This is a genomic window from Pandoraea commovens, assembly GCF_024704525.1.
Classification (GTDB): domain Bacteria; phylum Pseudomonadota; class Gammaproteobacteria; order Burkholderiales; family Burkholderiaceae; genus Pandoraea; species Pandoraea commovens.
In genome coordinates this window covers 911,405-928,891 of the sequence record NZ_CP102780.1, presented here as the reverse complement: position 1 = coordinate 928,891, position 17,487 = coordinate 911,405, and the positions used below count along the sequence as shown (strand labels likewise).

Genomic DNA, 17,487 nt, shown 5'->3' with positions numbered 1-17,487 from the left:
GCGTCACTCCCCGGCTGGCGGCTGCGGTTGCGTCTTCGCGCCGCGCGTCAGACGAATGAGCGGCACGCGTCGCACAAACCACAACCCGGCAAGCGCCGCCGCGAGCGACACCATCTGGCCATTGTGAATGGCGGCGACGAGCGACGTGCGCGCCGATTCGATAAACAGCGCGCCGTTCTGGCCCATGTGCGCGAGCGTCATCAGGAAGTCGCTTTGCGCGGTAGCGTTCACGAGGATCTGCGGATCGGAGAGCTGCGACGTGAAACGCGTGCCTTCGTTAGCCGCCAGCGCATCGGTGACGCGTGCCGTATAGCTGTGATTCACCAGCGTGCCGACGATGGCCGTGCCGAGCATCCCACCGATCATGCGCAGCGACTGCATCAGTGCGGTGGCGATGCCGAGGTGCGCACGCCCGGCGACCTCCTGTGCGAAGACCGTCAGGTTCGGCATCACGAAACCGAGGCCGAGACCCGCAAGGAACATGTAGGCGGCGATCAGCAGATGCGAGGTACCGCGATGCGTAGTGATGATGCCTGCACAGGCCAGCGCAAGCAGCAGGAAGCCGCCGTACAACATTACGTTCGGATTCCGCAGACGGGTAATCAGACGCCCGTTCACGATGCTTCCCACGGTGATACACACGACCAGCGGCGTGATGAGCAAACCGGTTTCGCGCGGCGAGAGTCCGAAGCCGCCTTGCAGCAGCAACGGCGCATAGAACAGCAGCCCGAACATCGAAAAGCCCGCAAAGACGGACAGCACGAAAAGCGGCGCGAGCGATTTGTCACGGAACATCTCGAACGGCAGGATCGGATGCGAGGTGCGCTGCTCCCACCGATAGAGCGCGAGCGACGAGACGACCAGCACGACAGCCAGCGTCACCACGCCGCGCGAGAGACCGTCGGCAGGCAGCCATTCGACGAGCATCTGCAAGCTACCGAGCGCTGCGGTGATGAGCACGGCGCCGAGCCAGTCGATACTGGCTTTGCTGTGTTCTTCGGCACGCATTTGCGGCAGGTGGCGTCCGATGAACCAGATGCCGAGCAAACCGACGGGTAGATTGACGTAGAAGACCGAACGCCAGCCGTAGGCTTCGGTGAGAAAGCCACCGAGCGAAGGGCCAATGGCGTTCGCAATGCCGAAAGCGGAGCTGAGCATGACCTGCCAGCGTAGACGCACGTGAGGATCGGGGAACAGTTCGGGGACACACGCGAACGCGGTCCCGACGAGCATACCTCCGCCGATGCCCTGCAGGGCGCGGGCCAAGACGAGGAACGGCATGCTGTTCGCCGCACCGCAGAGGACCGACGCGGCTGTAAAGACGATGATCGCCGCCATGACGAAGCGCTTGCGGCCGTAGAAATCGCCGAGGCGTCCGAAGATGGGGACGGTGATGACGGAGGTGAGGAGATACGACGTTGCGACCCACGCGTAGTACTCGAACCCCTTGAGTTCCGCGACGATGGTCGGCAGTGCGGTCCCGACCACTGTCTGGTCGAGCGCCACCATCATCGTGCAGAAACAAAGGCCGAGCATCGCCACGAGCGACTGTCGGAAGGGCAACACCTGCCCCGCCGAGTGCGGGGTGCTAGGACTGGGAGCCATTTTTTTGGACGGATCAATGTTTGATCAGTCAACGATTCTAGCACGTTTGGTGCGTAGGGGATTTGGACGAGCTGCTAATAGCAATAAAAACGGTAAAGGCGTACCGGGGTCGGGGGTGACCCGTAGGCCACACTGCCGGGCACGGGTCATATAGCGGCAAAGTGTTACGACCGCTTTCGGCCATCAAGAGCCACTGCTCTTTTCGCCCTCAATGGCCAATCAGCGCCGCGTTCCGGCCGTTCGGCGCTCAAAGTAGACCCCTCCCCGAGACACGAGGAGTTGCTGGTTCTGACACATTGGTCGACTTAACCTCTCAGCTCGCCGGATTGCGTGCCATGACGATCCACGCGGCGCCGTTGATCATCACCGACCGCTCGCCGGGAAGGCTCGCAAAGGCGGCACTAACTGCGGCCGAGGCGCGCGCGCGGATGTCGTCGGGCTGATCAGCGAGCGCACGCGACAGTGGGCCGACCTCGAGCGTCATCCTCACTGCGTCGTCGATCGCAGCGTCCCGCGTTTCGCCCTCGCCGAATGGGACGACCGCGTCGAAGGGCGAGATAGCGATATCGGTAAAGCCGGCCGCCGTCAGGATGCCTGCCACGCGCTCCCGGTCGCCGAACGAAAACGGGCCGGGCGCTTCGGGATTGGGCAGCGCGGTCGGCGGGAGGATGCCCTTGAGCGCGCCAACCGGCAGGCGCATCCAATCGTTCTCGGTCGCGCCGCGCCAGCAGACGAAAGCGACCCGACCGACCGGCCGGAGCGCGCGTCGCATATGGGCGAACGCCGCTGTCGGATCGTCGAAGAACATCACCCCGAAACGCGAGAACAGGATGTCGAACGCGCCCTCGGGCAGCTCTGCGCTGCTGGCGTCGGCCACCTGAAACAGGGCCGGCGTATCCGGTCGCGCAAGCGCGCGCGCCTGGCCGATCAGCGGTTCGGATATGTCCACGCCCAGCACTTGCCCCCTCGCGCCGACGCGGGCGGCCAGAGCCAGACTCGACGCGCCCGCGCCGCAGCCGATGTCCAGCACGCGCTCACCCGTCGCGGGCGCGGCGGCTTCGATCGCGGCCTGGCCGAACACCGACACCAGAGCGTCGAGCCGGGCCTGGTTGGCAACCCAGCGCTCCCCGCTTTGACCGTTCCAGTCACCCACCTGATCAGCACTTTGCTTTGCCATGTCATCTCCTTGACTCGACGGTCTGCCTTTCACCGCGCCGATCTACGCCGACCTTTTCGAAGGCGACGACGCAGCGGGAGAAAGGAACCTGTGCTCTCAAACCACCATCGATTGCTGGGCGAAGATGCCCGCCATCGCACCCTGCGAGGATGCCTGGGTGACCGACGGCAAGAAGGGCGTGGCAAGGTCGCCGACGGCGTAGATGCCGGGCATGCTGGTTTGGCGTCGGTCGTCGACGTTGAGGACCACGCCGGTGGGCGTATCGAGCGTGGCGAGGCCCAGTGATTCATGCAGGCTTGCGGACGGCTTGTTACGCGGATTGGCGAACAGGATGTCAACGGCGACATTGCTGCCGGTATCGAGATTGACGGTGGTGATATGGCCCTTCTCGTGGGCGATCTCGACGATTCGGCCATCGACGAGAGGTATGTTGCGGCGTGCCAGATCGGCCTGGATATCGGGCGCGATGTCATGTCCATCGGCGAAGACAGTCAACGTGTCAGTCCAATCGCGGAACAGCTTGGCAGACTGATACGACTGCGGACTGGACCAGACAAGGCCCCAATGCTGGCCAGCGACTTCAAAGCCGTCGCAATACGGGCACGGCACGATGGACGTGCCCCAGCTTTCGGCAAAGCCCGGCACATCAGGCATCTGGTCGGCGACACCATAGCTCAGGATCACGCGGCGCGCCCTCAGGCTTTCGTGATCGTCAGTGACAACGCAGAAATCGTCGATGGCGCCAGACACGCTCTCGGCCCGGGCATTGACGAGGCTGATCGTTGGATAACGCGCCAGCTGCTGCCGCGCCTCGGCCAGGATGTCCAGCGGCGGCTTGTGGTCGTGGCCGAGCAGGCCATGCGAGTGGCCGGCAAAGCGGTTGCGCGGCCGGCCCGTATCGAGAACGGTGACCTTGCGGCGGGCACGGCCGAGTTGCAGGGCGGCGGCGAGGCCGGCAAAGCTGCCGCCAATGATGATGACGTCGTTCATGGTGATGGGCTCCGGGTTGTGAATGAGGAGTGGGCCGGGGACACCGGATCTGGACGACCGGTTGAAACCTGCCCTTGGCTTGCACATTGCGATACTGGATGGTATCGTATTAATCAATTTGAATACTGTCAAGTACTGGAATTATCGTGACCGAAAACAGCCAGGGCCGGCGCGGCCGGCCCGCCAACGAGGCGCTTCGCCAAACGATCGTCGACGCGGCCTGCGAACTCTTTGTGGAATTGGGTTTTCAAGCGACGACGATGGACAAGGTCGCCCAGCGGGCGAAGATTTCCAAGCTGAGCATCTATCGGCACTTCGAGAACAAGGAGGCGCTGTTCAGCGCGGCCATGGTGGCCCATTGCCACCAATTTGCACCGCAGGCCCTTTCTGAAGGCGTCGACGGTTCGGCCGAAGATCAACTCATGGCGGTCGGGGCCTCCCTGCTCCGTACGCTGTTGAGCCAGGGCGCTCGAAGTGTCGAAGCCATGGTGTTGGCCGACAAGACGAATCAACCGTCGTTAAGCAAGCTCCATTACGAAGCTGGGCCTGCCTATGTCATCTCCCAAATCGAGGCTGTGTTGCGTCAGTTGCACGCGAAAGGGATGCTGAACGTGCCCGACGCGCACCTGTCCGCCCGCTTGTTTGCCGCGCTTTTCAAAGGATCGGATCTGCTGCTGATCGCACGCTTCGATGAGGCGAGAGCAGAGGACGACAACGAAATCGAATCCTATTGCCGGTCGGCCGTCGCCCTGTTCATCGCTGCGCACGGTGGCGCCTAAAGGCGCGCTCTCGCGGCCGCTGAAGAACACGCAGCAATTGCATACGCTGTTCGCCCCGAGCAACCTATGGATGATGCGTGGACGGCTGATGGGCTAGTCTCATTGCATGAGCGCAAAAGCCGCCCGCGCAGGCAGGCAGAGGCCGCTTTCACACGATAGCGGTCGCTACTGCGGCCTGAGTGGAACGACAGAGAAGGGTCGAAAATCGCCGTTCGTTATCATCTGTGTAACCGACTTTATTCCTCAGCACTACGCAGATCGCTCGCCGGGGCGTGACCGTAACCGTTTGAACGGGGAATAGCGATCCCATTGTTTTCAAGTAGTTACTACGCGTCGTGGTAACCGTTTTTATTACTAATATCAGCTGCTAATAGCAATAAAAACGGTAAAGGCGTAGCGGGGTCGGGGGTGACCCGTAGGCCACACTGCCGGGCACGGGTCATGTAGCGGTCAAAGCGTTACGACCGCTTTCGGCCAAGAAGGGACGCTCCACGTCGACACCGAGATCTCGGATGATTCGCGCTTGGATGACTCTCATCTGCGAGTTGCTCTAAAACAGTAGAAGCAAATGTCCATGGCTTTTCCCAATCGAGAAACGCAATCGCAGCCTTGATGAGTTCCGATTTGGTCGTATGCCTGGGAACAAGAGCAAACTCACCTGGCAGAAGCCACCGCTAAAGCTCCGATAAATTTGGGCGATCCGGACGAGACTTCAAATGGCGTCGAATGTCCGAGACCCGGCAATACGCCCTGATGGCGCATCGCTGGGTCGCGTCGATTTGTCTCACCGACGCTCGTCAAGTAACTGAACCACCACAACGTCGGTATCGTCAAGCGCGGTGACCGACACTTCGGACTCGCCGGTCACCAGTGCGCCGTCGCGTGGCTCCAGCCGTATCCCGCCAATGTCGAGTCGGCCGTGGTCGCTCACGAAATAGGCGGCTTGCGCTACCTCCAACGCCACGTGTGCCGTGGTGCCTTCGCGCAACGTCGCAATCCTGACGCGGGCATCGGCGTCGATCGGCAACGCCCCGGCGCGTACATCAGCAGGGTCTCCGCTCGCGAGGGTGACGAAGCGGCCGTCGCGTCGCGCCGGCGAGCAGCTTCCGGTGGTCCACGACGGCGCGCCGCCAGGCGCACGCGGTTGCAGCCAGATCTGGAACAGCCGAGCCGGCACGTCTTCGTCATTGCGCTCGGCGTGATGAATGCCCGTGCCGGCATGCATGGCCTGCACGCTTTCGGCCACGAGGCGCGCGCGATTACCGGTGTCGTCCTCGTGCGTGATGGCGCCCGCGCGGACCCACGTCACGATTTCGATGTCGCGATGCGGGTGCAACCCGAAGCCCGAGTGCGGCGCAAACTCGTCGTCATTCCAGACGACCAGTGGCCCCATCGGCCGATGCGCGAGTTGCCCGATATTGCCGACGCGAAAGTGCAAGCGCGCTTTCAGCCAATCGGTAGACAAGGCGCCCAATGACGTAAAGGGGCGATGTTCAATCATGATTGCGGACTCCCAAGACAGCCGGCTGCGCCACGCCAGATGGGCAGCCGGCTTCGATGCCTGCTCGGCTTAGATTTGCTGTTGACCGCCGTCGACGAACAGTTCCGCGCCGTTCACGAAGCTGGCGTCGTCGGACGCGAGGAACAGCGCTGCGCTGGCGACTTCCGTCGCTTCGCCGAGACGCGCCAGCGGGATCTGTGCGGCAAGGTAGTCGGCCAACCCCTGACGTTGCGCTGCGTCGTCGCCTGCGAGGTCGAGCAGACCGGGAGTGCGGGTCGCGCCCGGGCTGATCGTGTTCACGCGGATGCGGCGCGACTTCAGGTCAAGAATCCAGCTGCGGGCAAACGCGCGCACCGCTGCCTTCGAGGCCGAGTACACACTGAACGCCGCAGTACCCGAGCTGCCAGCCGTCGATCCTGTCAGGATCACCGATGCACCGTCTGCCAGCAACGGCAGCGCCTTCTGAACAGTGAACAGCACGGCCTTTACATTACGGTCGAACGTCTCATCGAAGTGCGCCTCGGTGATGTCGCCGAGTGCGAGCATTGAGCCGCCGCCAGCGTTGGCAAACAACACGTCGAGACGGCCGTGGGCTTCGCCGATTTGCTTGTACAGCGAATCGAGTTCTTCCAGTTTCGTCGAGTCGACGCGAAGACCGGTGGCCTTGCCGCCGACTTCACGGATCGACGCGACGGCCGCGTCGAGTTCCGCCTGACGGCGGCCGGTCAGATAGACGTGGGCGCCTTCGGCGGCGAAGCGTTGCGCGGTGGCCAGGCCAATGCCACTGGTGGCGCCGGTGACGAGTGCGATCTTGTTGTCGAGTTTGCGGTTCATGGTGTCACTCCTGTATGCGGTTGAGTCGTTCGGTTTGCGCCGGAATTCGGCGTTCGCTGCGGGTTGTGTGCTGCGATGTGTGGAGAATATCGACGTGCCGATGTTTTCGAAATAGAATGCATCGCAAATCAACGTTGCAAATTTGAAATGATGGGTGACCATGTCGAAGCTGCCTGATTTCGAAGGACTCGCGATGTTTGCCAAGGTCGCAGAGGAGGGCTCGTTCGCGGCGGCCGCGCGCGAGATGGGGGTATCGGTCGCGACCGTGTCGCGTGGCGTGGCGCGTCTGGAGGATCGACTGGGCGCGAGACTGCTCAATCGCACGTCGCGCCAGCTCGCGCTGACCGAGTTCGGCCGGACGCTGTGCGAGAAGGCCGGCGAGATCTATCGTCAGGCCGAGGCCGCCGAAGGTGCGGCGCGCGAGTTGTCGGTGCAGCCGCGTGGGCTCGTACGGCTTGCCGTGCCGATGTCGTTTGGCCTGCGCTGGGTCGCACCGCTGATGCCGGCGTTCTTCCGCCGCTATCCCGACGTGCAGGTCGATCTGCATCTGGCGGACTCTACCGTCGATCTGGTGGCTGACGGGTTCGACGCGGCGCTGCGGATAGCCGCCCTGCCCGATTCGTCGCTGGTCGCACGTCGCCTGTGTGCAGTCACGCAATACGTGGTGGCGTCGCCCGCCTATCTGGCGCGCGAGGGACGGCCGGCGCATCCGGACGACCTGGTGGACCGCCCGTGCATGTCCTACGCGTATCGCGCGCGCAGCGACGTGTGGCGTTTCACCAATGAGGCTGGCGACGAAGCACCGGTGATGCCGACCGGCCCGCTGCGTGTGACGAATTCGGATGCTCTGCTGCCGATGCTGCTGGAGGGGCTGGCGATCGCCGAGCTGCCGGAATTCATCGCGGGGGAGTATCTGAGCGATGGTCGACTAGAAGCGATCCTCACCGACTGGTCGCTGACGAAGGGCGGCCTGTACTTCGTCACGCCATCAGCCCGTGCGAGGCCGGCGAAGGTGAGCGCACTGTCGGACTTCTTCGCTGAACACCTGAGCGAGCCGACCTGGCGCTGGCCGAAATGACCGCCGCACGCCCTGCCGGCAGCATCATTTCAAATATGCAACGATAAGTTACAAACACTTCTATTTCGCAAAATTCGACGGGTCCGTATTCTCCATTCCATCGACTGCACGACTTCTCCGGGCAGCCTGACAACCAACGAATGGAGCTACGAAAATGACCACGCAAAACTCGCAAGTTGCTACCCCGAACGCCGCCACCGTCGCGCTGCTGGACATCCTGAACCAAGCCGAAGGCCCGGGCCTTGAAACGCTTTCGCCGGCGGCGGCCCGTGAAGTGCTGGCTGGTGCGCAACGCGGCATTGCCGTCGACGTGTCGGGCATCGATGTCACGCAGCGCACGATCACCCAAGGCGGCATCACGGTGCCGCTGACCATCGTGAAGCCGCAAGTGGCCGTTGGCGTGCTGCCGGTGTTCATGTTCTTCCACGGTGGCGGCTGGATTCTCGGCGACTACCCGACGCATGAGCGTCTGGTGCGCGATCTCGTCGTGCAATCGGGCGCCGCGGCCGTGTTCGTCAACTACACACCGTCGCCGGAAGCGCGTTATCCGGTCGCCATCAACGAAGCATATGCGGCCACGCAATGGGTCGCGGCAAATGGCGCAGAAATCGGTGTCGATGGCAGCCGGCTGGCGGTGGTGGGCAACAGCGTCGGCGGGAACATGGCGGCGGCGATCAGCCTGCTGGCGAAGCATCGCCAGGGTCCGGCGATCCGCTTCCAGGGGCTGATGTGGCCGGTCACGGATCACACGTTCGACAACGGTTCGTACAACGCCTATCCGGACGGCTACTTCCTGAGCCGCGCCATGATGAAGTGGTTCTGGGATGCCTACACGACCGATGAGGCGCAACGCAATGAGGCCTATGCCTCGCCGCTGCGGGCGCCGGCCGATGCGCTCAAGGGCTTGCCGGCCGCGCTGATCCAGACCGCGGAGTTTGACGTGCTGCGCGACGAAGGCGAGGCGTACGGTCATCGTCTCGATCTGGCGGGCAACGAGGTGACGGTTACGCGCTACAACGGGACGATCCACGACTTCGGGCTGCTGAACGCACTCGCCGGTGATGCACCGACGCGCGCTGCGATGAAGCAGTTGGCCAACGAGTTGAAGACGCGTCTTCAATAACTGCACGACGACACTGCGTGAACGGCGCATCGAGTGCGCCGTTCTCTGCCACGCCATATCACCGGATGAAACCCATCATGAAAAACGCTACCCAACTGCTTGCCGCTTACCTCGACGCCATCAGCGACCCCAAGGCTGCTGCCGCACTGTTTGCCGACGACGGCGTGCTGGAACTGCCGTATCTGAAATCCGCTCGTGCGCAGGGGCCTGAGCAGATCGAACGCTTCATCGGGGGCTTGCTCGCGAAGGTGCCCGACTTCAAGTTTCACAACGTGCAGTATTTGATCGAGACGCCGGAGCAAGTGTTTGCCGAGTATGAAGTCGAGGCGCTAGTGCCGTCGACGGGGAAGATTTATCGCCAGATGTATGCGGGCCGGCTTGTGGCGCGCGACGGGAAGATCGCACTGCTGCGCGAAGCGCTCGATACCGCCGCTGCTGCGGCGGCGTTCTCTGCCAATTGAATGTAGCTTCGACGCAGTGTCGTTGAACGGCCCCGTTCCCGACGATGCATCAAGGACCACCGCTTGCCGGAGCGATATAAGGCACCTGGCAAGCGGTGCGTGAAATTCCAGCGGTTTCGCAAATTTCGATATCAAACCAACTCATGAATACGAACGCCAACACCAGCGATTACAGCGCACAGTTTCCCGATCACGGGCAATCTCCGGCAGACCATGACAAGAATCTGGCTACGGCCATCGTTGTCACGGCCTACTACCGGGTTGATCCCGCCGATCGCCAAACATTTGTCGATGCCGTCATTCCCGAAATGACCGCCGCACGGCAGATGCCGGGCTGCATCTATTACGCCTTTGCCGCCGACCTGACGGACGAGAACCTCTTTCACCTGGTCGAAGGTTGGGCAGATCAGGAGGCGTACGAGTATCACGAGAACGCCAGCTCATTCCTCACTGCGTTGGCGACGGTGGTAAAGCACGTCCGGATTCTCGATCGCCAAGGCGTGCGATATGAAATCGCGCGTCAAATCATCGACGACCCCCGAGAAAAAGTCGCTTGAGCGCAATCTCTGCCAAATTCAAATAAGTCCCCCGCTGTGATCGGCGATGTTGCGATATTGCCCTTTGAAATACAGCAATGGCTGATTCGCCGCAGCATCCTGCACGTCTAACGCCTTGACTTCACCGATCACAATCACGTGATCGCCTGCCGCGTGTTCCGCGTAAATTTCGCAATCCAGCCAGTGAAGACTGCCTGGAATGATGGGATTGCCCAGCGGCGAGGTCTGCCAGTCGACGCCATGCCATTTGTCCGTGCCTCGCCGGGCGAACTGGTTGGAAATTTCTGCTTGCTCTCCCGAGAGGATGTTGACGGCGAAGCGTCCCGCCTGACGGATCTTGGGGTAGCTGGCCGACGTGGCCATCACGCTGAACGACACCAGCGGCGGATTCGTCGACACGCTATAGAACGACTGACACGTAAAGCCTAGCGGCTCGTCGTCGATGTGCGACGTAATGATTGTGATACCGGAGGCGTAGTGCCCGAGCGCTTCGCGAAAGCGCAATGGCTCGATGGCCGGACTGGGAAGTGACATAGCGGGGGAGAAATACCGGGGGGGCAATTCAACTGGCGCAAGCCAACCCGCTCGCCGTGCCACCCGATCCCTTCAGATGGGTAACAACGTCCCACGGGCCGACTTACGCCGGACGACTCAGACCTCAGTTCGACAGTTCGCGCCGCACGATTTCCGCACCGGCACTCAGTGCAGCCAGCTTGCCGCGTGCCACCGCACGGGGCAGCGGTGCCATACCGCAGTTGGTGCACGGAAAAAGCTTGTCGGCATCGACAAACTTCAATGCCTTGCGCAGCGTGCTGGCGACTTCTTCCGGCGTCTCGATGGTTTCGGACGCCACGTCAATGGCCCCGACCATCACCTTCTTGCCGCGAATGAGCTCGATCAGATCGATGGGCACATGCGAGTTGTGGCATTCCAGCGAGATCATATCGATGCTGGATTTTTGCAGCTTCGGGAAAGCTTCTTCATACTGACGCCACTCCGTGCCCAGCGACTTCTTCCAGTCAGTATTGGCCTTGATGCCATAGCCATAGCAAATGTGAACGGCGGTCTCGCACTTGAGCCCTTCAATGGCGCGCTCCAGCGTCGCCACGCCCCATTCGTTGACTTCGTCGAAGAAGACGTTGAATGCCGGTTCATCGAATTGAATGATGTCGACGCCCGCCGCTTCCAGTTCCTTCGCTTCCTCATTGAGAATCTTGGCGAATTCCCAGGCGAGCTTTTCGCGGCTCTTGTAGTGATCGTCGTACAGCGTGTCGATCATCGTCATCGGGCCGGGCAGCGCCCACTTGATCGGCTGCTTGGTCTGCGCGCGCAGGAACTTCGCGTCTTCGACGAAGACCGGCTTTTGGCGGGCGACAGCGCCCACGACTGTCGGCACGCTCGCGTCGTAGCGGTCGCGAATTCGCACGGTCTGACGGCTATTGAAATCGACGCCGCTCAGGTGTTCGATAAACGTCGTCACGAAATGCTGACGCGTTTGCTCGCCGTCGCTGACGATATCGATGCCCGCGTGCTGTTGCTCTTGCAGAGACAGACGCAATGCATCTTGCTTGCCCTGAACCAATTCATCTCCTTCCAGCTTCCAGGGCGACCAGAGTTTCTCGGGTTCTGCGAGCCAGGACGGTTTCGGCAAGCTACCTGCAGTCGAAGTCGGCAACAATTTTTTCACGATGAATGACCTTGCGTTTAAGTGAGTCAATGAGCGTAGTTAGCGGACCACTGATCAAGCGTGGCGCGGTAGGGTTTGACGAAGTGCTCCTCGACAAACTTTCCCTGCTCGATAGCCAGACGGCTACGTTCTTCTCGATCGTAGACAATGCGAGTCAGCGAGTAATCCTGATGCTTCAGGCTCGGCTGATAGGATTCCCCGGCGGCGGAATTCGCGTTGTAAATCTCAGGGCGATAGATCTTCTGGAACGTGTCCATCGTGCTGATGGTGCTGATCAGTTCGAGATCCGTGTAATCGCCCAGCAAATCGCCTGAGAAATAGAAAGCCAAAGGCGCGACGCTGTTGCGAGGCATGAAATAGCGCACTCTCAAGCCCATCTTCGCGAAATACTCGTCGGTCAGCGAATACTCGTCCTGCAAGTATTCGGTACCCAGCACAGGGTGCACATTGGCCGTTCTGCGGTAGGTGCGCGTGCTCGATACGCTCAGGCAAATAACAGGCTGCTTGTTGAAGTTGGCTTTGTAAGCGTCCGAGTTCACGAACGACTTGAACAGCTTGCCGTGCAGGTCGCCGAAATTCTCCGGCGTGCCGAACTTCGGCTGGTCCTTGTTGTGCGCCAGCAGGAGCACGCTGAAGTCGTAATCGCGCACGTACGACGAGAAGTTGTTTCCCGCCATGCCGTCGATAAGCACGTTGTTCTTCTTGTCGAAAATACTGGTTTTCAATATTTCGATCAGCGGAAGCGCGCTGCCATTGCTTTCACCGCCAATGCTCATTTCGACGGAAATGATGTCGAGCTTGACGGTGTAACGGTCGCCCTTCGGATTGTCCCAATGCGCCAGCGCGTTGAAACGGTTGTCGATCATCTGAAGCGTATTGCGCAGGTTGTCCTGGCGGCTGCTGCCACGGGCCAAATTAGCAAAGTTGGTCGTGATGCGCGTATTGTCCGACGGGCGATAGTCCTCGTCGAAACTAATGCGCTTGATGGCGAAGGTGAAATCTTGACTCATGATGATCTGACGCTCTGATTCTGAAATTGAAACTTACTCGCCCTGTTCTGCGGCTTCGTTACCGTAGAACATCACGCCGAGCTGAATGCGCTCACGACCGCTCTGCATACGATGCTTGTTCGTGTCGCGCAGCGAATAGACACAGCCGCAGTACTCCTGCTGATAAAAGTTCTCGCGCTTGCTGATCTCGATCATGCGAGCGGACCCGCCGCCTTTGCGCCAGTTGTATTCCCAGTAATGCATGTCGGGGTAGTGAGACGCAGCACGTACGCCGCAATCGTTGATCTGCTGCATGTTTTTCCAGCGAGAGATCCCGAGCGAACTCGTGATGACCGGGAAGCCATGCTCGTGGGCGTACAGCGCAGTGCGCTCGAAGCGCATGTCAAAGCACATCGTGCAACGCACGCCGCGCTCCGGCTCGTGCTCCATGCCTTTGGCACGTTCGAACCAGTTATCGCGGTCGTAATCGGCGTCGACGAACGGAATCCCGAACTTCTCGGCAAAACGGATGTTCTCGTTCTTGCGAAGCTCGTATTCCTTGAGCGGATGGATGTTCGGGTTGTAGAAGAAGATCGTGAAGTCGATACCGGAAGCCTGAATGGCTTCCATGACTTCACCGGAGCACGGCGCGCAGCATGAGTGCAGCAACACCTTCTTGTGCCCGCCGGGTAATGCCAATGGCTTGCGTTCGATTGCGGACACCACGAGAAGCTCCATGAATAACGCCCGCGTACATCGGACTATGAGCTTCGGATTATGGTGTCCGACCCACCATTATGAAAATCGATAAATTCTCATATTTCCATGAATTGTGTTCATGTAGATCGCTACAACGAAACCTCAGACTTTCGCGGGCTTCTTCGCCTGCTCGATAAACGCGCGCAGATAATCGGTCTCCATATCGGCCTCGCGAGCGCCCAGATAGATGTGCTTGGCGATGCCGTTCTTGCCCAGCCGGACGGGCACGACGTCCATCTTGTCCGCGTACTCCAGCACCAGCCAGCGAGGTAGCGCCGCCACGCCACGCCCGCTCGCGACCATCTGCATCATGATGTCGGTGGTTTCGATGGGTTTATGGCGCTTCGGTGTAATGCCCGCCGGTGTGAGGAACATGTTGTAGATATCCAGACGGTCGACCGGCACCGGATAAGCCACCAGCACCTCATTAGTCAGTTGCTTGGGCTTGATGTATGCCTCATTGGCGAGCTTGTGGTTGCTGGCAACGACGAGTACCTGTTCGTAGTCGAACACCGGCTCGAAGACAAGTCCCGGCTTGTTCAGCGGATCGGGCGTGACCAGCAGATCGATCTCGTAACCGAACAGCGCGCCGATCCCACCGAACTGGAATTTTTGTTTGACGTCGACATCGACATCCGGCCAGGCGGCCAGATAGGGCGACACGACTTTGAGCAACCACTGGTAGCAAGGGTGGCATTCCATGCCGATGCGCAGCGCGCCCCGCTCACCCTGCGCGAACTGCTGCAAGCGCTCCTCGGCCAGATCCAGTTGCGGCAGCACCCGGTTGGCCACCGCCAGCAAATATTGACCGGCCTGCGTCAGACGCAAACTCCGGCCCTCGCGCAACCAGATGTTGGTGCCCAGTTGCTGCTCGAGCTTCTTCATGCTGTGGCTCAACGCCGACTGCGTTACGTGCAGCACCCCTGCGGCGGCGGTCAGCGACCCCTGCTTTTCCACCTCCTGAACGATGGACAAATGGATACGGTCAAGCATGATGGATGAGCAAAATTCATATTTTGATGGGATGCCGGGATTTTACGTCATCAAACTACGCGCTTGCCACGCGACCTGCCATCGTCATCAAGCCGGATGAAGCGCCCCTGTCGCAATGACCGGGCCGGTGGGCTGCCCGGTCGGAGATCCCCCTGGCGGTTCGAGGGAGACGGCGAGGACGGCAGCGGCGCCGCGCAACGCGGCGGCCGTCGTGGGAGAAAGCGGGATGGTCACGGTTTGCGCGGGATCGAAAACGCCGAGCGGGACGGGTTTCGCATCGCCCTGCACCAGCCACAGCTCGGTCACTTTGTTCTCGGCAATCGATGGCCGCGTCGCGGGGACGATAAGGAGTTGATCCTGTTGCGACGCGATGGTCGCCGTCCAGTGGGCAACGCCATCCTGTCGCGCGATGGTGGCCACCCGATAATCGAGCGAGACGGATTGCGTCGGCGCGCCACCCGGCAAGGTGAACTTGAGCGCCACGGCGAGCAACACCAGCGCGGCAACGCTCGCGCCAATGCCCAGCCATCGCCACAGTGGCAGAGAATTCCAGAGCCCAACCGGCGTTGCATGGGTCGTAGCACGGGTCGTAGCACTCGGTTGGGTCGGCCGGATCGCCTGCTCGACACGCTGCCACACCCAATCCGGTGGCGCTTCCGGCGGCATGTCTTCGGCCAACGGCGTCAGACGATCCTGCCAGAACGCCAGTCGCGCCTGCACCGCCGGATTCGCCAATGCATCCCGCTCCAGTGCGCGACGTTCGTCCGCCTCCATCACGCCGAGCACATACTCGGCGCAACGCAGATCGTCGTCGGAATGCGCGGGCGTGTTCATGGCTCAAGACACCCCTTTAGCTGCATGAGGCTGCGACGTATCCAGCTCTTCACAGTGCCCAGCGGGACAGCAAGACGCTCCGCAAGCTCGCTATATGCCAGCCCGCTGAAAAATGCCTCGCGCACGGCATTGCGTTGTTGTGGCGGGAGAAGTTGCAGGCAGTGCTCCAGTCGACGCCGTGCTTCGCTCGCCTCTGCCATCCGCAGCGGTGAGGGGGTGTCGGCGGGAATACTGAGGGCGTGGTCCTCGTCGAGCGGCGCTTCGCGAGACTGCCGCAGGCGGTCGATCACGCGGTTGCGAGCCAGCGTAATCAGCCAGGTCATCGCTGTGCCACGGGTGACATCGAATGCCGAAGCGCGTCGCCACACATTGACATAGACGTCCTGCAGCAGATCCTCGGCTTCAGCACGGTCGGACACCATGCGCAGGATCACACCGAAGATCCGTGCCGACGTCTTTCGATAGAGGGCGGCGAACGCCTCGCGATCTTCGTTCGCGACGGCACTCAGCATCGCGCCGAGTTCCTCGCGCGCAGCCATATGTGCGTCGTCCGCAGGCGGGCGTGCAGACGCTGGGCTTGGCCGATCTTCACTTTCCCGGGACTCGTTCATGCGCATCAGACAGTCGCGAAAATCACTACGGTGGGGTTCAGCGGAATATAGCACCTTCGCCTCCGGTCGGGAGATGCCTCGACAATCCAGCCGTTCGCACTGCGCGCAAGGAACGGCGTACCTGTCTACACATACGAGCGACGAGCGCGCGCGGATGCACCGCGTCCGCCATTCGCCCCGGTTGCATCGCCTTCTTCGCGACGAGACCCTCTTTTTTTGGCTCCCTCGCATCCGGAGGCGAAGTCGACTCGTATTTACCGTTGCTTCCGCTTTGCGAAGCGCCATAGAACAGGTGAAGACATGAGAACGCAACGATTTGGTGGATTTCTGCTGGTCCTGCTTGCAGCCGGTTACTTCCCGAGCATGCACGCCACGGCGGCGTCGATGGACGGCAGCGAAAAGACCGTCATGGTGGGCGGGGCGGCGATGTACCCATCGAAGAACATCATCGAAAACGCCGTGAACTCGAAGGACCACACGACACTGGTCGCCGCCGTGAAGGCTGGCGGTCTGGTCGACACACTGTCCGGGCCGGGACCGTTCACCGTCTTCGCGCCGACAAACGAAGCCTTTGCCGCGCTTCCCGCTGGCACCGTCGACACGCTGCTCAAGCCGGAGAACAAGCCGACGCTGGTCAAGGTGCTGACGTATCACGTCGTCCCCGGCAAGCTGGGCGCACAAGAACTGATGGGCATGGTGAAAAGCGGCGGGGGCAAAGCGATGCTCAAGACCGTCGAAGGCGACTCGCTGACCGTCCAGCAAAGCGGTCATGGGCTAACCGTCACCGACGACAAAGGCAATGTCGCCAAAGTCGCCATCGGCGACGTATTCCAGTCCAATGGCGTGATTCACGTCGTGGACAAGGTGCTGATGCCCTGAGCCTAGGTCAGGCGCAAATGGAAGTGACGCAGTGTTGTTAGTTTGGATGACGAGACGAATGGAACGTTTCGGACGTTCAAGCGCTGAACGTATACTGCGTCCCTCCCCCCAATTGATGCACACCATGGAATCCCTGCTGCAACTGCGCAACGCGCGCCCGGCTGACGTCGACCGCTGCTACGAAATCGAGATCAGCGCCTACGAAGGCGACGAAGCCGCCACCCGCGAAAAAATCGCCACGCGCATCGACCAATACCCCGAGGGGTTTCTCGTCCTGACGCGCGACGACCGGATCGTCGGCTTCATCAACTCGGGATGCGCGCACGAAGTCGTCATGTCCGACGAAGCGTTCAAGGAACTGGTCGGCCATGACGCGGCCGCACCGAACGTGGTGATCATGTCCGTCGTGCTCGCCCCGGACGAACAGGGCAAAGGCTACGCCCGCATGCTGATGACGGCCTTCGTCGAGCGTATGCGCGCGGCCGGGAAGGCGACCATCCACTTGATGTGCAAGGAGCGGCATGTGCCGCTGTACGAACGCTTCGGCTACACATACGTCAAGCCGTCCCCATCGGACCACGGCGGCATGGCGTGGCATGAAATGGTGATGACGCTCTGACGTCCACGGCT

At 61.2% G+C, this 17,487-nt stretch carries 19 protein-coding genes; 7 read left to right on the top strand and 12 right to left on the bottom strand.

The annotated features are described in order from the left end of the window. Positions 1-3: 3 nt before the first annotated feature. The 3 genes from NTU39_RS04590 to NTU39_RS04580 all read right to left on the bottom strand — a co-directional run bounded on the left by NTU39_RS04590 (position 4) and on the right by NTU39_RS04580 (position 3,772). On the bottom strand, positions 4-1,605 hold the full coding sequence (locus NTU39_RS04590) for an MDR family MFS transporter (protein ID WP_150665548.1): 1,602 nt from the start codon (positions 1,603-1,605) through the stop codon (positions 4-6). A 313-nt stretch (positions 1,606-1,918) separates the two neighbouring features. After that, positions 1,919-2,782, bottom strand: coding sequence for a class I SAM-dependent methyltransferase (locus tag NTU39_RS04585; protein WP_257959327.1), 864 nt, complete (start codon positions 2,780-2,782; stop codon positions 1,919-1,921). Between the two features lie 96 nt (positions 2,783-2,878). Beyond that, a complete protein-coding gene (locus tag NTU39_RS04580) occupies positions 2,879-3,772 on the bottom strand; it encodes an NAD(P)/FAD-dependent oxidoreductase (protein ID WP_257959326.1) in 894 nt (297 codons plus the stop codon). A 146-nt stretch (positions 3,773-3,918) separates the two neighbouring features. Here NTU39_RS04580 and NTU39_RS04575 point away from each other — a divergent pair, with 146 nt between their 5' ends. Beyond that, a complete protein-coding gene (locus NTU39_RS04575; RefSeq protein WP_150665545.1) occupies positions 3,919-4,551 on the top strand; it encodes a TetR/AcrR family transcriptional regulator in 633 nt (210 codons plus the stop codon). Positions 4,552-5,335: 784 nt separating this feature from the next. Here the strand turns inward: NTU39_RS04575 and NTU39_RS04570 are convergent. Then, positions 5,336-6,052, bottom strand: coding sequence for a pirin family protein (locus NTU39_RS04570; protein ID WP_150665544.1), 717 nt, complete (start codon positions 6,050-6,052; stop codon positions 5,336-5,338). A gap of 69 nt (positions 6,053-6,121) precedes the next feature. Continuing rightward, positions 6,122-6,886 carry an SDR family NAD(P)-dependent oxidoreductase gene (locus tag NTU39_RS04565; protein WP_257959325.1) on the bottom strand — a complete coding sequence of 255 codons (765 nt, stop codon included), beginning with the start codon at positions 6,884-6,886 and terminating at the stop codon, positions 6,122-6,124. A 160-nt stretch (positions 6,887-7,046) separates the two neighbouring features. Here NTU39_RS04565 and NTU39_RS04560 point away from each other — a divergent pair, with 160 nt between their 5' ends. From NTU39_RS04560 to NTU39_RS04545, 4 genes are all read left to right on the top strand, one after another. Beyond that, a complete protein-coding gene (locus tag NTU39_RS04560) occupies positions 7,047-7,964 on the top strand; it encodes a LysR family transcriptional regulator (protein ID WP_257959324.1) in 918 nt (305 codons plus the stop codon). Between the two features lie 154 nt (positions 7,965-8,118). Further along, positions 8,119-9,087, top strand: a complete 969-nt coding sequence (locus tag NTU39_RS04555; RefSeq protein ID WP_150665541.1) for an alpha/beta hydrolase — start codon at positions 8,119-8,121, stop codon at positions 9,085-9,087. A gap of 77 nt (positions 9,088-9,164) precedes the next feature. Next, positions 9,165-9,548 carry a nuclear transport factor 2 family protein gene (locus NTU39_RS04550; protein ID WP_150665540.1) on the top strand — a complete coding sequence of 128 codons (384 nt, stop codon included), beginning with the start codon at positions 9,165-9,167 and terminating at the stop codon, positions 9,546-9,548. 143 nt (positions 9,549-9,691) lie between these two features. Further along, positions 9,692-10,105 (top strand): putative quinol monooxygenase, encoded by a 414-nt coding sequence (locus NTU39_RS04545; RefSeq protein WP_150665539.1) that lies wholly within the window; start codon positions 9,692-9,694, stop codon positions 10,103-10,105. Between the two features lie 18 nt (positions 10,106-10,123). Here NTU39_RS04545 and NTU39_RS04540 read toward each other — a convergent pair whose 3' ends face one another. The 7 genes from NTU39_RS04540 to NTU39_RS04510 form a co-directional block, all read right to left on the bottom strand. Next, entirely contained in the window at positions 10,124-10,639 is a 516-nt protein-coding gene (locus NTU39_RS04540; RefSeq protein ID WP_150665538.1) for a flavin reductase family protein, read from the bottom strand. Between the two features lie 124 nt (positions 10,640-10,763). Continuing rightward, positions 10,764-11,792, bottom strand: a complete 1,029-nt coding sequence (locus NTU39_RS04535; protein ID WP_174984918.1) for a methionine synthase — start codon at positions 11,790-11,792, stop codon at positions 10,764-10,766. 26 nt (positions 11,793-11,818) lie between these two features. After that, positions 11,819-12,802 carry a DUF1852 domain-containing protein gene (locus NTU39_RS04530; protein WP_257959323.1) on the bottom strand — a complete coding sequence of 328 codons (984 nt, stop codon included), beginning with the start codon at positions 12,800-12,802 and terminating at the stop codon, positions 11,819-11,821. A gap of 33 nt (positions 12,803-12,835) precedes the next feature. Continuing rightward, complete coding sequence (locus NTU39_RS04525; RefSeq protein ID WP_150665608.1) at positions 12,836-13,507, bottom strand: epoxyqueuosine reductase QueH; 672 nt, start codon at positions 13,505-13,507, stop codon at positions 12,836-12,838. Between the two features lie 135 nt (positions 13,508-13,642). Further along, on the bottom strand, positions 13,643-14,533 hold the full coding sequence (locus NTU39_RS04520; protein WP_150665536.1) for a LysR family transcriptional regulator: 891 nt from the start codon (positions 14,531-14,533) through the stop codon (positions 13,643-13,645). Between the two features lie 87 nt (positions 14,534-14,620). Next, positions 14,621-15,367 carry an anti-sigma factor gene (locus NTU39_RS04515; protein ID WP_257959322.1) on the bottom strand — a complete coding sequence of 249 codons (747 nt, stop codon included), beginning with the start codon at positions 15,365-15,367 and terminating at the stop codon, positions 14,621-14,623. Then, positions 15,364-15,906, bottom strand: coding sequence for a sigma-70 family RNA polymerase sigma factor (locus tag NTU39_RS04510; RefSeq protein ID WP_257959321.1), 543 nt, complete (start codon positions 15,904-15,906; stop codon positions 15,364-15,366). The genes NTU39_RS04515 and NTU39_RS04510 overlap by 4 nt, the downstream gene beginning before the upstream one ends. Positions 15,907-16,341: 435 nt before the next feature. Between NTU39_RS04510 and NTU39_RS04505 the strand changes: the two genes are divergently transcribed. Further along, positions 16,342-16,857, top strand: coding sequence for a fasciclin domain-containing protein (locus tag NTU39_RS04505; protein ID WP_246184679.1), 516 nt, complete (start codon positions 16,342-16,344; stop codon positions 16,855-16,857). Positions 16,858-16,981: 124 nt separating this feature from the next. After that, positions 16,982-17,476, top strand: a complete 495-nt coding sequence (locus tag NTU39_RS04500; protein ID WP_150665532.1) for a GNAT family N-acetyltransferase — start codon at positions 16,982-16,984, stop codon at positions 17,474-17,476. Positions 17,477-17,487 lie beyond the last annotated feature (11 nt).

Excerpts from the sequence above, each read along its gene's own strand:
- NTU39_RS04550 (WP_150665540.1), top strand. The coding sequence starts at position 9,165 with ATGAAAAACGCTACCCAACTGCTTGCCGCTTACCTCGACGCCATCAGC.
- NTU39_RS04520 (WP_150665536.1), bottom strand. The coding sequence starts at position 14,533 with ATGCTTGACCGTATCCATTTGTCCATCGTTCAGGAGGTGGAAAAGCAG.
- NTU39_RS04530 (WP_257959323.1), bottom strand. The coding sequence starts at position 12,802 with ATGAGTCAAGATTTCACCTTCGCCATCAAGCGCATTAGTTTCGACGAG.
- NTU39_RS04580 (WP_257959326.1), bottom strand. The coding sequence starts at position 3,772 with ATGAACGACGTCATCATCATTGGCGGCAGCTTTGCCGGCCTCGCCGCC.
- NTU39_RS04510 (WP_257959321.1), bottom strand. The coding sequence starts at position 15,906 with ATGGCTGCGCGCGAGGAACTCGGCGCGATGCTGAGTGCCGTCGCGAAC.
- NTU39_RS04505 (WP_246184679.1), top strand. The coding sequence starts at position 16,342 with ATGCACGCCACGGCGGCGTCGATGGACGGCAGCGAAAAGACCGTCATG.
- NTU39_RS04585 (WP_257959327.1), bottom strand. The coding sequence starts at position 2,782 with ATGGCAAAGCAAAGTGCTGATCAGGTGGGTGACTGGAACGGTCAAAGC.
- NTU39_RS04565 (WP_257959325.1), bottom strand. The coding sequence starts at position 6,886 with ATGAACCGCAAACTCGACAACAAGATCGCACTCGTCACCGGCGCCACC.
- NTU39_RS04500 (WP_150665532.1), top strand. The coding sequence starts at position 16,982 with ATGGAATCCCTGCTGCAACTGCGCAACGCGCGCCCGGCTGACGTCGAC.
- NTU39_RS04545 (WP_150665539.1), top strand. The coding sequence starts at position 9,692 with ATGAATACGAACGCCAACACCAGCGATTACAGCGCACAGTTTCCCGAT.
- NTU39_RS04540 (WP_150665538.1), bottom strand. The coding sequence starts at position 10,639 with ATGTCACTTCCCAGTCCGGCCATCGAGCCATTGCGCTTTCGCGAAGCG.
- NTU39_RS04560 (WP_257959324.1), top strand. The coding sequence starts at position 7,047 with ATGTCGAAGCTGCCTGATTTCGAAGGACTCGCGATGTTTGCCAAGGTC.
- NTU39_RS04555 (WP_150665541.1), top strand. The coding sequence starts at position 8,119 with ATGACCACGCAAAACTCGCAAGTTGCTACCCCGAACGCCGCCACCGTC.
- NTU39_RS04515 (WP_257959322.1), bottom strand. The coding sequence starts at position 15,367 with ATGAACACGCCCGCGCATTCCGACGACGATCTGCGTTGCGCCGAGTAT.
- NTU39_RS04590 (WP_150665548.1), bottom strand. The coding sequence starts at position 1,605 with ATGGCTCCCAGTCCTAGCACCCCGCACTCGGCGGGGCAGGTGTTGCCC.
- NTU39_RS04570 (WP_150665544.1), bottom strand. The coding sequence starts at position 6,052 with ATGATTGAACATCGCCCCTTTACGTCATTGGGCGCCTTGTCTACCGAT.